Origin of the sequence: Hoeflea ulvae, from assembly GCF_026619435.1 — a bacterium.
In the GTDB taxonomy this organism is placed as follows: domain Bacteria; phylum Pseudomonadota; class Alphaproteobacteria; order Rhizobiales; family Rhizobiaceae; genus Hoeflea; species Hoeflea ulvae.
Window position 1 is genome coordinate 1,914,021 of the sequence record NZ_JAOVZQ010000001.1, and the last position, 12,904, is coordinate 1,926,924.

A 12,904-nucleotide genomic window follows, 5' to 3' on the forward strand; every position below is an offset into this window, starting at 1 on the left:
CCCGGATGCAGGAAGGTGTAAACCCGGATTGCAGCCGGAAACAGGCTCTGGGCGCAGATGCCACAGCGCAGTGCGCCGGCAGGCCTTCGGCGTCATCGGCTCATCTCTCCGGCAGCGGGACAAACTCCTGCTCGTCGCCGGGCACGATGTCGAAGCGGCCCGCGCGCCATTCCGCCTTGGCCTGCTCGATGCGTTCGCGCGAGGAGGAAACGAAATTCCACCAGATGTGCCGCCTGGTCGCAATGCTGTCGCCGCCAAACAGCATCATCCGCGCGCCCCTTGCTCCGGCCTTCAAGGTGATGGCGTCGCCGGGACGCAGTATCAGCAGCTGATCGGGCGCAAACCGGTCGCCGGCGATCTCGATCTCGCCGTCAAGCAGATAGAGCGCCCGCTCTTCCCAATCAGCGTCAAACGGCGCCGAGGCCTGTGGCGCCAGAGTCAGGTCGACATAGAGCGTGCCCACATGCTGCGGCACCGGCGAGATCAGCCCGCCAAAGCCGCCCATCACCACCCGGGCGCGAATGCCGGCATCGGAGATCTCGGGCAGCGCCGTGGTCGCCGTGTGCGAAAACGCCGGGTCGATCTCCTCCATATTGTCGGGCAGGGCCAGCCAGGTCTGCAGGCCCGATATCGGCATGTCGCCGCCGCGCATTTCCTCCGGCGAACGCTCGGAATGGACGATGCCGCGCCCGGCGGTCATCAGGTTCACGTCACCGGGCCTGATCACCAGCTCGGTGCCAAGGCTGTCGCGGTGACGGATCGCGCCGTCGAACAGATAGGTGACGGTGGACAGGCCGATATGCGGATGCGGGCGCACGTCCAGCGCTTCGCCGCCCTTGAGGATGGCAGGGCCCATCCGGTCGAAAAAGATGAAGGGCCCGACCATGCGCCGCCGCGCCGAGGGCAAAGCGCGCCTGACCGGAAAGCCGCCGATATCGCGCGAGGACGGAATGATCAGATGTTCGATGGCGTCGCAGGAAAATGGATCACCGGGCTCCGGGTCTCCGCCGGGAAAAAGCTCATGCCATTCTCCTGTGATCAGGGCTCTATTCGGCGTCGAGAGGCTCCGTGCCGACCGGCTGGTTCTGGCGGTCGAGCCGGATTTTTTCGATCCGTTTCTCGGCCGCCGACAGCAGCTTTTCGCAATGCGCCTTCAAGGCTTCGCCACGCTCGTAGATCTCGATGGATTTGTCCAGCGCCACGTCGCCGCGTTCCAGTTGCTCGACGATGCGCTCCAGCTCGGCCACCGCCTGTTCGAAACTCATCGCGGTGATGTCGTTGGCCTCAGTCATCAATCAACCCTCTTGCAACCGTATCACGTGGGCGGCCGCCGATTCGGCGAGCGCCACGAGATCATAGCCGCCTTCAAGCAGGCTGACGACCCGGTTGTCGGCATGGCGTCCGGCGATCTCCATCACCTTGCCGGTGGCCCAGTCGAAATCATCGGCCACCAGGTTGATTTCGGCGAGCGGATCGCGGTGATGGGCGTCAAATCCGGCCGAGATGATGATCAGGTCCGCATGCGCCTCCACCAGCGCCGGCAGGATCCGGGTGCGGAAGGCCTCGCGGAAATGGTCGCTGCCGTCATTGGTCGACAGCGGCGCATTGAAGATGTTGCCCTTGCCGGTCTCTCCCAGCGCGCCGGTGCCCGGATAGAGCGGCATCTGGTGGGTCGAGCAATAGATCACGCTGGGATCATTGTAGAAGATGTCCTGGGTGCCGTTGCCGTGATGCACATCCCAGTCGACGATCGCCACCCGCTCCGCGCCATAGACTTTCTGGGCATGCCGGGCGGCAATTGCTGCCTGGTTGAACAGGCAGAATCCCATCGATGTGTCGCGTTCGGCGTGGTGTCCGGGCGGCCGGGTGGCGACGAAGGCATTGTCGGCCTCCTTCCTGAACACCGCATCCACCGCTGCCATGGCGCCGCCGACGGAGATCAGCGCCGCTTCCATCGAGCGCGGGCTGACGGTGGTGTCGGCGTCGATCTTGGCAAAGCCGCTTTCGGGAATGGCGGCCCGGAGGCGCTCGAGATAGCTCTCGGGATGGGCCAGCAGCACCGCTTCGGCAGCAGCTTCCGGCGCCAGGTGCCGCACCAGCGTGTTGAAGTGCTCATGTTCGAACACCGCTTCAAGCGCCCGCATCCGGTCCGGCCGCTCCGGATGGCCGGGCGGCGTGAGATGTTCGAGGCAGATCGGATTGGAATAGAAAAATGTGGTCATGGTCTGGTTTTAACAGGAAACATACGGCTTTCCAGTGGCAATTTGGCGCGGGCCGGAGCCGGCCCTGCAATGGCGGTTTCGCGCTGGCCCGACTTGCTGCCCGCCGGCAGCATCGTCGGTCGCGGCGGCTGCGCCTGCCGGTTTCGGACTACAACAGGCCAGTCAATCATCGCAATGTTTAGGTTTTCGTCAGAAGCTTGAACTATGGATCAGAACTGGACGCGGGGTCTGATGCTGTGTCTGGAGCTCGTGCGCAGAAACGGCGCTTCGGGCTTGCACCGATCACCATTGCCATTTCAGATGGAAGGCAGAAGATTGCATTCGATGACATCCCGGACACGAAAAACCATCATCTGCGCAAACATCATTTCCCGGTTGAGCCGCGGGTTTAAGCACCCCGGCGCCGGTCTGGTCGCAGCGGCTGCCCTGGTCTGGCTCGCCCTGGCAGGCGCGGTGATGGCGCAGGACCGGCCGGTTGCAGCGCCGGCCGACAAGGATGTCGTCGTCGGGTATCACATCAGCCCACCCTTCGTGATGCGCGATGCCGACGGCAATCTGCAGGGGATGGCGGTCGACCTTTGGAACGAGGTCGCCGGCGAACTGGGCTACACCGCGACCTATCGCGACTACCCCACCGTCGCCGGGCTGCTCGAAGCCACGCGCAACAGCGATATTGATATCGCCGTCGGCAATATCTCGATCACCGAGGACCGGGCGACGCTGATCGATTTCACTCAGCCCTGGTTTGACGCCGGCCTGCGGGTGATGATCGACAAGGAAGGCACCACCGGCCTTGGCGACGTGTGGGAGGGGCTGTGGGACGCGGGCTATGTCGAAGCCTATGGCTGGATTGTTGCGCTGATCATCCTGTCCACGATCGGGCTCACTCTGTTCGACCGGCGCTTCGACAAGAACTTCCCGCCGCGCTGGCGCGACGGTTTCTCCGAAAGCTTCTATGCCGTCATGCTGGTCGCCACCAAGGGAACCCTGCCCAGCCGGACGAAACTGTTCGGCTGGATTGGCAGGATATTCTCGGCCTTCTGGTTGATCATCGGCGTGGCCGTGCTTGCCTATGTCACCTCATCGGTGACCAGTGTCATGACCAGCCTTGCGATCAAGGGCGATATCAGGGGGCCTGAAGATCTGCCGGGCCGGACGGTCGGCGTGTTCGCCGGAAGCATCAGCGAAAACATCATGGCCGGCGAGGGGATCGACATTCGCGCTTTCGAGGGGATTGATCAGGCGGTCGCGGCGCTCAAGGAAAACGACGTCGATGCCATCGTCGCCGATGCGCCGGTGCTGGAATACTACAAGCACGAACACCCAGATATCGGGCTTGATGTCGTGGGCCGGATCTTCAATCCGGGCAAATACGGCTTCGCGCTGCCCTACAGCCAGGAAGCGCGCACCCAGGAGGTCACGATCAAACTGCTGGCGCTGCAGGAAAGCGGAGAGCTGGACGCGCTCGAGAAACAGTATTTCGGCGACGAGCGCTGAGGTCACGCTGCCGGGAGCATGGGCGCGGCGCAGCTTGCCGGGAGAGACAAAAAGTCGGAATACTATTTGAACAAAAGGCGAACGCGTGTAGGCTTGCGCGATGGTGATTCAGGTAGCAAACAGGACGGCGCGGCGGATCTTTCTGGCCCGGCAGGGGCTTTCGGCATCGCCGACACGGGCCCTGTCCAAGGCGGATCTGCTGGCGCTCATTCATGAACTCGGTTTTGTCCAGGTCGACAGCATTTCCACGGTTGAACGTGCCCACAACCAGATCCTGTTTTCCCGCAACCAGACCTTCCGGCGCGAGCATCTGCGGCAATTGCTGGAGGAGGACCGGGCGCTGTTCGAGCACTGGACCCACGATGCGGCGATTGTGCCTTGTGCGTTCTATCCCTACTGGAAGCACCGATTCGTGCGCAAGGAAGCACGCCTGCGCGAGCGCTGGGCCAAATGGCGCGGTGAAGGCTTCGACAAGATGTTTGATGAAACCTATGCGCGGTTTGCCGAGGGCGGGGCCTGTCTGGCCCGCGAGGTCAAGCAGCCGGACCACAAATCCGGTGGCTGGTGGCAGTGGCATCCTTCCAAGACCGCGCTGGAGTTTCTCTGGCAGACCGGAAAACTGGCGATCAGTGCCCGCCAGAATTTCCAGAAGATCTATGATCTCAGCGAAAGGGTGATTCCGGACCATCACCGCGAGGCGGAAGTCTCGCATGACGACTTCGTCGACTGGGCCTGCACCGGTGCGCTCGAGCGCCTGGGCTTTGCCACCCATGGCGAAATTTCAGCCTTCTGGGATCTGGTCACCCCGCAGGAAGCCAGGCAATGGGTCGAGACCAACAGGGATGCGCTGGAGACGGTCGAGATCGAGCCCCATGACCGGGGCAAGCCACGCAGCTGTGTCGCCTTTCAGGGCCTGTCAAACGACCCGCAAGACTGGCCGGAGCCGCCAGCTCGGGTCCGGGTCCTCAGCCCCTTCGATCCGCTGATCCGCGACCGCAACCGGATGGAGCGGCTGTTCGGCTTCCGCTACCGGATCGAGGTCTTCGTGCCCGAGCCGAAGCGGGAATATGGCTACTATGTCTTTCCCTTGCTTGAGGGCGACCAACTGATCGGCCGCATCGACATGAAGGCCGACCGCAAGGCGGATGTGCTCAATGTCACCCGGCTCTGGCTCGAGCCGAAGATCCGTGCCTCGGCCGGACGCATGGCCCGGCTCGAAGCCGAGCTTGCCCGCATCGCCCGTTTCGCTGGCGTTGGTGAAATCGTCTATGCGGCTGGCTGGAATGATGCTGGGTGAAATCGCCAGATGCGCCTGCAGCCTGAAGATGCAAATTCAGCCGGCCGCAAATTTTGTTGGAGCACGGAGTTGTTGATCGTCTCCAGGTATGAAATTTATGCGCCGGCGGGCCGGATCGGATGGCCCGGTTTGAAAGCGAGTCGCAATCATGGTCAGGCCTGTCATCGGCATCATCGGCAATGCCCACAGTGTGGAAAACAGGTTTACGGTGCAGATGGCCGGGCAGAACAACCTGCAGGCGGTGGTGGACGTCACCGGCGCATTGCCGCTGATCTTTGCCGGCGACCCGCATCTGACCGACATCGAGGACCTTCTGGCCGTGGTCGATGGCATCCTGCTCACCGGGGCGAGGGCCAATGTCCATCCCAGCCGCTTCGGCCTCGCGCCCGATCCCAGGCATGAACCCTATGATGAGGGGCGCGACACGGTTGCGCTGCCGCTGATCGAGGCCTGTGTCGAAAGGGGCGTTCCGGTGTTCGGCATCTGCCGCGGCTTTCAGGAAATGAATGTTGCCGGCGGCGGCTCGCTGCATCCCGAGATCCGCGAGTTGCCGGGACGGATCAACCACCGCATGCCGCGGCTTGATACCGGTGAGATCCACCCCGATCCCACGGTGGTCTTTGCCGATCGCCACGAGGTCCGTCTGACGCCGGATGGCATTTTTGCCCAGATCCTCGGCCGAGAATCGATCCGGGTCAATTCACTCCACGGCCAGGGCGTGCTCGACATCGGACCGAAAATCATCGCCGAAGGCGTGGCCGAGGACGGCACCATCGAAGCCATCCGCTTCAGGGATGCAAGGGGTTTTGCCCTCGGCGTGCAATGGCATGCCGAATATGATCCGCAGGAAAATCCGGTCAACCGGCCGCTGTTCGAGGCCTTTGGCGATGCGGTGCGGGCCTACAAGCAGAATCGCTAAAGCGTGTTCCGAAAAGTGGGAGCCGGTTTTCGGAAAAAACACGCGCCAACACAAAAACCAATAGCACATCGCATGAATATGATTGAATGCGACGTGCTTTAGAGCAAAACAGCAGCGTCAGATGATCTCGGTCGAGGAGATCTTGATGCCAAAACCTTCCAGCCCGACATAGTGCCGCTCGCGCGAGGCATAGAGCTTGATCGAGCTGATCCCGAGATCTTTGAGGATCTGCGCGCCCAGTCCGATTTCCAGCCATTCATCCTCGCGCGCCTGCGCTTCGGCATGGCCTTCGCCCTCGATTGCGGCTGTGCGCCGCGAGGCCTGCGGTCCAACGCCGACTGAGCCCTCGCGCAAATACACCACCACGCCGCGGCCCTCGGCGGCCATGCGGTTGACGACCGCCGTCATCGGGTCCTGCTTTGAAAAGACGTCATCGACCACCGATTCCTGGTGCAGCCTGACAGGGATGTCGACCCCGTCGCGAATGTCGCCGAACACCACCGCAAGGTGATGCATCGGGTCCCAGGGCAGCTTGTAGGTATAGGCTTTGGCCTTGCCGGCAACGGTTTCCACGTCGAAGCTGTCGAGATGCTCGACCAGGGTTTCCTTGCGCTGGCGATAGGCAATCAGGTCGGCGACCGAGACCTGCTTGAGGCCGTGTTTGACGGAGAATTCATCAACCTGCTGGCCGCGGGTGACGGTGCCGTCATCATTGACCAGTTCACAGATCACCGCGATCGGCGGCAGGTCGGCGAGCTTGCACAGGTCAACGGCAGCTTCGGTATGGCCCGAGCGCATCAGCACGCCGCCTTCGCGCGCCACCAGTGGAAAGATATGGCCGGGACGGGTGAAGTCGGACGCGCCGGCATTGGGATTGGCCAGGTTGCGCGCCGTCAGCGTGCGGTCATCGGCCGAAATGCCGGTCGTGGTGCCATGCTTGTAGTCGACCGACACGGTGAAGGCCGTGGTGTGGGCCGAATCGTTTTCGGCCACCATGGCGTTGAGGTTGAGCCGCTTGGCTTCCTCGCGCGGCATCGGCGTGCAGACAATGCCGGAGGTGTGGCGCACGATGAAGGCCATTTTCTCGGGCGTGCAATGCACCGCGGCGACGATCAGGTCGCCTTCGTTCTCGCGTCCGCCATCATCGGTGACGACAACGATTTCACCGGCTTCCAGAGCGCGAATGGCGTCAACGACGCGGGCTTGATCATAGGACATGCAAGACTCTTTCAGTCGAGGCGGCCGGTCTGGCCGCGGTCTCTCAGATAATGGTCGGCCAGCGTGCAGGCGACCATGGCTTCACCGATGGGCACGGCCCGGATGCCGACGCAGGGGTCGTGCCGGCCCTTGGTCCTGACATCCACTTCGTTGCCATCGGAATCGATCGAACGCCGGTCATTGAGAATCGACGACGTCGGCTTGACGGCGAATCGGGCGACAACCGGCTGACCGGTGGAAATGCCGCCGAGAACGCCGCCGGCATTGTTGGACAGGAACACCGGCTGGCCATTGTCGCCGATGCGCATCTCGTCGGCATTTTCCTCGCCGCTGATGCAGGCGGCGTCAAAGCCGTTGCCGATTTCCACACCCTTGACGGCGTTGATCGACATCAGGTTCGAGGCGATATCCTGATCCAGCTTGGCATAGACCGGCGCGCCAAGTCCCGCGGGCACATGGTCGGCCACGACCTCGATCACCGCGCCGATCGAGGAACCGGCCTTGCGAATCGAATCGAGATACTCTTCCCAGACCGGCACCATCGCCGGGTCGGCGCAAAAGAACGGGTTGTTGTCGACCTCGTTCCAGTCCCAGTTGTCACGGTTGACCTTGTGGGTGCCGATTTGCACCAGGGCCGCGCGGACGATCATGCCCGGAACAACCCGGCGCGCCAAGCCGCCGGCCGCAACCCGCGCCGCGGTTTCACGCGCCGATGAACGGCCGCCGCCGCGATAGTCGCGCACACCATATTTGGTGTCATAGGTGTAGTCGGCATGGCCGGGCCGGTAGCGCTTGGCGATCTCGGAATAATCCTTCGAGCGCTGGTCGGTATTCTCAATCAGCATCGACACCGGTGTCCCGGTGGTGATCAGGCTGCCATCCTCCTGCGGCATCACGCCTGAGAGCACCTTGACCAGATCGGCCTCGCGGCGCTGGGTGACAAAGCGCGACTGCCCCGGCTTACGCTTGTCCATCCAGTGCTGCAATTCAGCCTCGGTGAAGCGGATTCCCGGAGGGCAGCCATCAACAACGCAGCCGAGCGCCGGTCCGTGGCTCTCGCCCCAGGTGGTCACGCGAAACAGATGGCCAAAGGTGTTATGCGACATGCGGGTCAACCATGGGGTTCGTGGACATTGGGTTTGCGGCTTTGCCCGTTTCGGGGCTTTCGCAGTGACTTCTAGAGGAAATCTGCCGCTTGGGGGAAGCTTTTTGTGAATTGGACCTCGGACCCGCGCGGTTTCGTTGACATCGCAACTAATTGCAGTTCACATGCCGACGTAAATTTCGCCACAATCTGCTCCTTGAAGGGAGCATCTGGACCAATTGTGATCAAGGATTGTCTGATGCGTTTTGCCATTTCCGCCCTGTTGGCTGTTTCAGCCATGCTTGCCCCGTTTTCCGCCATGGCCCAGAGCGCCGATGCCACCGGGCTGATCGATGAAATCTCCACCGCGGAGCAGACCATCAAGCTCGACGATGGCAAGGTCTATCAGACACCGGCCGAGTTCAATTTCGATGGTCTCGACAAGGATGTCGAAGTGGTCATTTTCTACACCGTCGTTGACGGCAAGCGCATGATCAACGATCTCGAACTGGTGCAATAGGCCTCACTCAGCACATTCCCTCAGGCCTTGCGACCTAGCTATTCAGCCGGTTTCAGAAACCCAGCTCGGCGCCGTGACATCGCCTCTGCGGGCCAGAGCTCCTCAACGCTCGAATAGAAGACATAGAATGCCGGTATTCCGGCTGGAAGCTCCACCCATGGCAGCTTTGAGCGCGTGAAGATGTGAACGTCCGGCGGCAGGCGGTCCGGAACAGGTCCAGGAAATGCCTGGGCGCCGGGCGGCAGGGAAGGGCGGTCCGCTCGCGCCGGCGTCAGATCCAGCCGATCGTCGAGCCGGAGATCCTCAGGATACGATCCTGCGGCACATCGATCATCGAGGCTTCATCGCCGGGCATGCCGCCAATGCGGTTGAACAGCGCCCGGATGATGCCGCCATGGGCAACGCAGACCATCGGGCCGCTGACGCTCTCCAGAAATGCATCGACGCGCTGCGCCATCATCTCGTAGCTTTCGGCGCGCTCGCCCGGCGGGCGAAACGTCCATTTGTGATCTTCGCGTTCGGCCATGATGCCGGGGCTGCTGGCTTCGAGTTCCGCAGGCGTAAAACCTTCCCAGTCACCGAAGCTGACCTCGATCAGCAGCGGCTCGATGCGGTAGGCCTTGGGATCAAGCCCGGCATTTTCCCGCACCAGTTCCATCGTGTTGCGCGCCCGCGACAAGGGGCTTGAAACCCAGTCGAAGCGGCTGGCATCAAAGCCGGGGACAGCGGCCAGTGACTTGCCGTTGAAGGCGGCCTGCTCAAGCCCAAGCGCGTTGAGACCGATGTCGCGCGCGCCCTGCAGCCGGCTCTCCCGGTTGTAGCTGGTCTCTCCGTGGCGGATGACGAACAGGTCGAGGTCAGGCATGATCAGGTCTCCAAGCTGTATCCAGCTTGTTTTCGCTATTGGCTTCAGGAGGTCCCGGCCGCAACAGGGCGGCGCGGGAAGGGCTCAGACGACGCTGATGTCGGGCGCGTCGACGGCTTTCATGCCGACTGTGTGATAGCCCGAATCGACATGGTGGATCTCGCCGGTGACGCCCTGCGACAGGTCGGAAAGCAGATACAGTGCCGAGCCGCCCACCTGTTCGATGGTGACGGTGCGCTTGAGCGGCGAATTATATTCGTTCCACTTCAGGATATAGCGGAAATCGCCGATGCCGGACGCGGCCAGCGTCTTGATCGGGCCGGCCGAGATGGCGTTGACGCGGATGCCCTTGCCGCCGAGGTCGACCGCGAGATAGCGCACGCTGGCTTCAAGTGCTGCCTTGGCCACGCCCATGACATTGTAATGCGGCATCACCTTCTCGGCGCCGTAATAGGTCAGCGTCAGGATCGAACCGCCTTCGTTCATCAGCGGTTCGGCGCGCTTGGCAATAGCCGTCAGCGAGAACACCGAGATGTCCATGGTGCGATTGAAGTTTTCGCGGCTGGTCTCGACATAGCGGCCGGTCAGCTCGTCCTTGTCGGAAAACGCGATGGCATGGACGACGAAGTCGATCTTGCCGAACTTGCTCTCGATTTCGGCAAATACCTGATCGATGGTGTCGAGATCGGTGACGTCGCAATGGCCGGCGACAATGGCGCCGAGTTCTGCGGCCAGCGGCTCGACACGCTTTTTCAGCGCGTCGCCCTGGTAGGTCAGTGCGAGTTCGGCGCCGGCATCGGCGCAAGCCTTGGCGATGCCCCAGGCGATCGAACGGTTGTTCGCCACGCCCATGATCAGGCCGCGTTTGCCTTTCATCAGGCCGGAAGTATCAGCCATTGCATTCTCCCTTAGATTTGTCGCGCAGGCTATGGCACACAGGGCCTCTGCCCGCAAGTCGCGCCTGCTTGTGGTGCCGCGCGACGCGCGGCAAACCCTGAGTTGCAACGGGCATCAAACGTACCATGTTTTTCTTTCCGACTGCATCAGATCAATCAGGCGCTGGTCCGGTTTTTTCGGCAGCATCACCCGCAGATGAACATGCAATGCGCCGCGCCTGCCATTGCCCGTCGGAAGTCCCTTTTCGTTGATGCGCAGCACCGTGCCGGACCCGGACCATGGCGGAATCGTGATCCGCAACGGACCGCCCAGCCCCTGGAAGACAACGGAGCCGCCAAGCACGGCTTCGGCAAGATCGACGGCGTGATCGGCATGGATGTCTGCGCCCGCAGAGCGGAACCGCGGATGGGCCTTGTGGTGCAGTGTGACGATGGCGTCGCCCTGGGCCCAGGGGTCGGGCGAGGGCACCCGGATCTCGGTCCCGTCGGTCGCGCCTGGCGGCACTGCAAAGGCCACCGTCTCTCCGTTTTCAAAGCTGACTTCGCCTGTATAGCCGGCAAATGCCTCTTCGATGCTGATGAACTGGTGCTGATTCTGCGGCGGCAGCTCGGGCGTCGATCCGTGCCGGGTCTTCCACTTGGCGAACAGGTCGTCGAGTGCATCGAGCGGGTCCTGATCCATTCCCGGCGCATCGGTCGTGGTGCGCGGACCGGTCGCGCCGGTGGAGGCCGAACTCTCGCGGGCCCGGCGTGCCGCCGCATCGCCGAAGATATGGCTGACCATGTCCTCGAAGACATCCGGATCCAGCGGACCGGTGTCCTCTCTATCGGCGCCGCCTGCGGCCGCGGCGGCCATGGCCTGTTTGAACGCCTTGAACGGATTGGCGGCATAGCCCCGCAGCGGCTTTTGCCTGCGGCGTCCGCGGGCATCGATTTCGCCATCGTCGAATTTGCGGCGCAAGGCGGGGTTGATCAACAGCTTATAGGCATGCGCGATCTCCGCAAACCGGGGCCCGGCCTGGGGATTGTCCCGGTTCTGATCCGGATGCCATGTCTTGGCGAGTTGCCTGTAGGCACTCTTGATGGCCTCTGGCCCGGCGGTCTTGTCGACGCCGAGCACCGTGTACGGACTACGCATGTTACAATTCCCGTATGGGCTTTACTCAGGCAAGCCTAGCGGTGATTTGCTAACCATCCGTGTACAAATCCGGAAGCGGGGGAAAAGCGCATATCGCGTGTTGTTTCAGCTACCTGCGCGCTCGAAGCTGATCAGGTCCCAGCCGCCGTCCGGCCGGCGGCAGACGCGGCCATCATACAGCGCCACGCCATCGAATCCGTGACGCGTGGTCTCAAACTCCCGGCAGGCCCTGGTGCCGTCGCTGACTGTCTCGATCCTGCTCATGACGCCGGCCGACCCGGTCAGCGCATTGGACCAGGGCAGGGGATCGTGCATCCGGCCTTGCTCCAGCCCGCCGACCAGATCGCGAATCACCATCTCGTCGGACATGATCTCGCTGTCGGCCGACAGCGGGGTGATCGCCGCGGTCGTCATCTGGTCAACCGACAGCGCCGAGACCGCGGAGGAGCCGCTGCTCATGCAGCCGGTGAGCGCAAGACAGAAAGGCAAGGCCAGCGCCAAAAGCGCGCGGCGGGCTGTGTGGCCCTTTTCGCGTCTGTCAGCTTCTGTTAGGTCAGGTGTCACGTAGCTTCGCTCCAGCCCGGAGGCATGAGACAAGAGTATGACCGAAACAGGGTTAACGACTGGTGACTTTACCGAAGCGGCGGAGCCTTTCCGGCTTTTCGCCCAGTGGCTGGACGATGCCACTTCATCCGAACCCAATGATCCCAATGCCTTGGCTCTGGCAACGGTTGATGCGGATGGAATGCCCGATGTGCGCATGGTGCTGCTCAAGGTGTTTGATCAGCGCGGATTCGTTTTCTACACGAATTTTGAAAGCGCCAAGGGAACCGAAATCCTGGGCTCCATGAAGGCGGCAATGTGCTTTCACTGGAAGACCCTGCGCCGGCAGGTCCGCATCCGCGGCCCGGTCGAGCAGGTCAGCGATGCGGAGGCCGATGAATATTACGCCTCGCGTCCGCGCGGCAGCCGCATTGGCGCCTGGGCGTCAAAACAGTCGCGGCCGCTGGAAAGCCGTTTCGCGCTTGAAAAGGCCGTTGCCGAATACACCGCCAAATATCCGATCGGCGAGATTCCGCGTCCGAAACACTGGTCCGGCTTTCGCATCGTGCCGCAGGCAATCGAGTTCTGGCACGACCGGCCGTTCCGGTTGCATGACCGCATGGTGTTTGCCCGCAATGGCGATGACTGGGACAAGACCCGGCTTTATCCGTAATCGAAGGAATGCGGCCGTCCGGCGTTCAGAAC

14 protein-coding genes are annotated in these 12,904 nt (G+C 62.4%); 5 read left to right on the top strand and 9 right to left on the bottom strand.

Features of this window, described 5'->3' with window-relative positions; genetic code table 11:
- Nucleotides 1-100: 100 nt before the first annotated feature.
- From OEG82_RS08915 to OEG82_RS08925, 3 genes are read right to left on the bottom strand one after another with little or no spacing between them, the layout of a single operon-like run.
- A complete protein-coding gene (locus tag OEG82_RS08915) occupies nt 101-1,039 on the bottom strand; it encodes a pirin family protein (RefSeq protein WP_267614906.1) in 939 nt (312 codons plus the stop codon).
- A gap of 7 nt (nt 1,040-1,046) precedes the next feature.
- Entirely contained in the window at nt 1,047-1,292 is a 246-nt protein-coding gene (locus OEG82_RS08920; RefSeq protein ID WP_267612087.1) for an exodeoxyribonuclease VII small subunit, read from the bottom strand.
- Between the two features lie 3 nt (nt 1,293-1,295).
- Entirely contained in the window at nt 1,296-2,222 is a 927-nt protein-coding gene (locus OEG82_RS08925; RefSeq protein WP_267612088.1) for a histone deacetylase family protein, read from the bottom strand.
- A gap of 324 nt (nt 2,223-2,546) precedes the next feature.
- Between OEG82_RS08925 and OEG82_RS08930 the strand changes: the two genes are divergently transcribed.
- The 3 genes from OEG82_RS08930 (at nt 2,547) to OEG82_RS08940 (ending at nt 5,935) form a co-directional block, all read left to right on the top strand.
- The gene (locus tag OEG82_RS08930) at nt 2,547-3,719 is read left to right on the top strand and encodes a transporter substrate-binding domain-containing protein (RefSeq protein WP_267612089.1); all 1,173 of its coding nucleotides are present in this window, start codon (nt 2,547-2,549) and stop codon (nt 3,717-3,719) included.
- 100 nt (nt 3,720-3,819) lie between these two features.
- The gene (locus OEG82_RS08935; protein ID WP_267612090.1) at nt 3,820-5,016 is read left to right on the top strand and encodes a winged helix-turn-helix domain-containing protein; all 1,197 of its coding nucleotides are present in this window, start codon (nt 3,820-3,822) and stop codon (nt 5,014-5,016) included.
- A 148-nt stretch (nt 5,017-5,164) separates the two neighbouring features.
- Nucleotides 5,165-5,935 carry a gamma-glutamyl-gamma-aminobutyrate hydrolase family protein gene (locus OEG82_RS08940; RefSeq protein ID WP_267612091.1) on the top strand — a complete coding sequence of 257 codons (771 nt, stop codon included), beginning with the start codon at nt 5,165-5,167 and terminating at the stop codon, nt 5,933-5,935.
- A gap of 117 nt (nt 5,936-6,052) precedes the next feature.
- On the opposite strand, the gene ribB is transcribed toward OEG82_RS08940, so the two are convergent.
- Nucleotides 6,053-7,153 carry a 3,4-dihydroxy-2-butanone-4-phosphate synthase gene (gene ribB / locus OEG82_RS08945; RefSeq protein WP_267612092.1) on the bottom strand — a complete coding sequence of 367 codons (1,101 nt, stop codon included), beginning with the start codon at nt 7,151-7,153 and terminating at the stop codon, nt 6,053-6,055.
- 11 nt (nt 7,154-7,164) lie between these two features.
- The gene (gene aroC, locus OEG82_RS08950) at nt 7,165-8,259 is read right to left on the bottom strand and encodes a chorismate synthase (protein ID WP_267612093.1); all 1,095 of its coding nucleotides are present in this window, start codon (nt 8,257-8,259) and stop codon (nt 7,165-7,167) included.
- Between the two features lie 237 nt (nt 8,260-8,496).
- Here aroC and OEG82_RS08955 point away from each other — a divergent pair, with 237 nt between their 5' ends.
- On the top strand, nt 8,497-8,757 hold the full coding sequence (locus OEG82_RS08955) for a DUF1344 domain-containing protein (protein ID WP_267612094.1): 261 nt from the start codon (nt 8,497-8,499) through the stop codon (nt 8,755-8,757).
- A gap of 271 nt (nt 8,758-9,028) precedes the next feature.
- Here OEG82_RS08955 and OEG82_RS08960 read toward each other — a convergent pair whose 3' ends face one another.
- From OEG82_RS08960 to OEG82_RS08975, 4 genes are all read right to left on the bottom strand, one after another.
- A complete protein-coding gene (locus OEG82_RS08960) occupies nt 9,029-9,622 on the bottom strand; it encodes a histidine phosphatase family protein (RefSeq protein WP_267612095.1) in 594 nt (197 codons plus the stop codon).
- A gap of 84 nt (nt 9,623-9,706) precedes the next feature.
- Nucleotides 9,707-10,519: an enoyl-ACP reductase FabI gene (fabI, locus tag OEG82_RS08965; protein WP_267612096.1), complete on the bottom strand. Its 813-nt coding sequence runs from the start codon at nt 10,517-10,519 to the stop codon at nt 9,707-9,709.
- Nucleotides 10,520-10,633: 114 nt separating this feature from the next.
- Nucleotides 10,634-11,656, bottom strand: a complete 1,023-nt coding sequence (locus OEG82_RS08970) for a DnaJ C-terminal domain-containing protein (protein WP_267612097.1) — start codon at nt 11,654-11,656, stop codon at nt 10,634-10,636.
- Nucleotides 11,657-11,761: 105 nt separating this feature from the next.
- A complete protein-coding gene (locus OEG82_RS08975) occupies nt 11,762-12,220 on the bottom strand; it encodes an RT0821/Lpp0805 family surface protein (RefSeq protein ID WP_267612098.1) in 459 nt (152 codons plus the stop codon).
- 37 nt (nt 12,221-12,257) lie between these two features.
- Between OEG82_RS08975 and pdxH the strand changes: the two genes are divergently transcribed.
- A complete protein-coding gene (gene pdxH / locus OEG82_RS08980) occupies nt 12,258-12,872 on the top strand; it encodes a pyridoxamine 5'-phosphate oxidase (RefSeq protein ID WP_267612099.1) in 615 nt (204 codons plus the stop codon).
- The last annotated feature ends 32 nt before the right edge of the window (nt 12,873-12,904 follow it).

Coding starts and splice junctions, on each gene's coding strand:
- OEG82_RS08920 (WP_267612087.1), bottom strand. CDS start 1,292: ATGACTGAGGCCAACGACATCACCGCGATGAGTTTCGAACAGGCGGTG.
- OEG82_RS08925 (WP_267612088.1), bottom strand. CDS start 2,222: ATGACCACATTTTTCTATTCCAATCCGATCTGCCTCGAACATCTCACG.
- OEG82_RS08930 (WP_267612089.1), top strand. CDS start 2,547: ATGACATCCCGGACACGAAAAACCATCATCTGCGCAAACATCATTTCC.
- OEG82_RS08935 (WP_267612090.1), top strand. CDS start 3,820: ATGGTGATTCAGGTAGCAAACAGGACGGCGCGGCGGATCTTTCTGGCC.
- OEG82_RS08940 (WP_267612091.1), top strand. CDS start 5,165: ATGGTCAGGCCTGTCATCGGCATCATCGGCAATGCCCACAGTGTGGAA.
- ribB (WP_267612092.1), bottom strand. CDS start 7,153: ATGTCCTATGATCAAGCCCGCGTCGTTGACGCCATTCGCGCTCTGGAA.
- aroC (WP_267612093.1), bottom strand. CDS start 8,259: ATGTCGCATAACACCTTTGGCCATCTGTTTCGCGTGACCACCTGGGGC.
- OEG82_RS08955 (WP_267612094.1), top strand. CDS start 8,497: ATGCGTTTTGCCATTTCCGCCCTGTTGGCTGTTTCAGCCATGCTTGCC.
- OEG82_RS08960 (WP_267612095.1), bottom strand. CDS start 9,622: ATGCCTGACCTCGACCTGTTCGTCATCCGCCACGGAGAGACCAGCTAC.
- fabI (WP_267612096.1), bottom strand. CDS start 10,519: ATGGCTGATACTTCCGGCCTGATGAAAGGCAAACGCGGCCTGATCATG.
- OEG82_RS08970 (WP_267612097.1), bottom strand. CDS start 11,656: ATGCGTAGTCCGTACACGGTGCTCGGCGTCGACAAGACCGCCGGGCCA.
- pdxH (WP_267612099.1), top strand. CDS start 12,258: ATGACCGAAACAGGGTTAACGACTGGTGACTTTACCGAAGCGGCGGAG.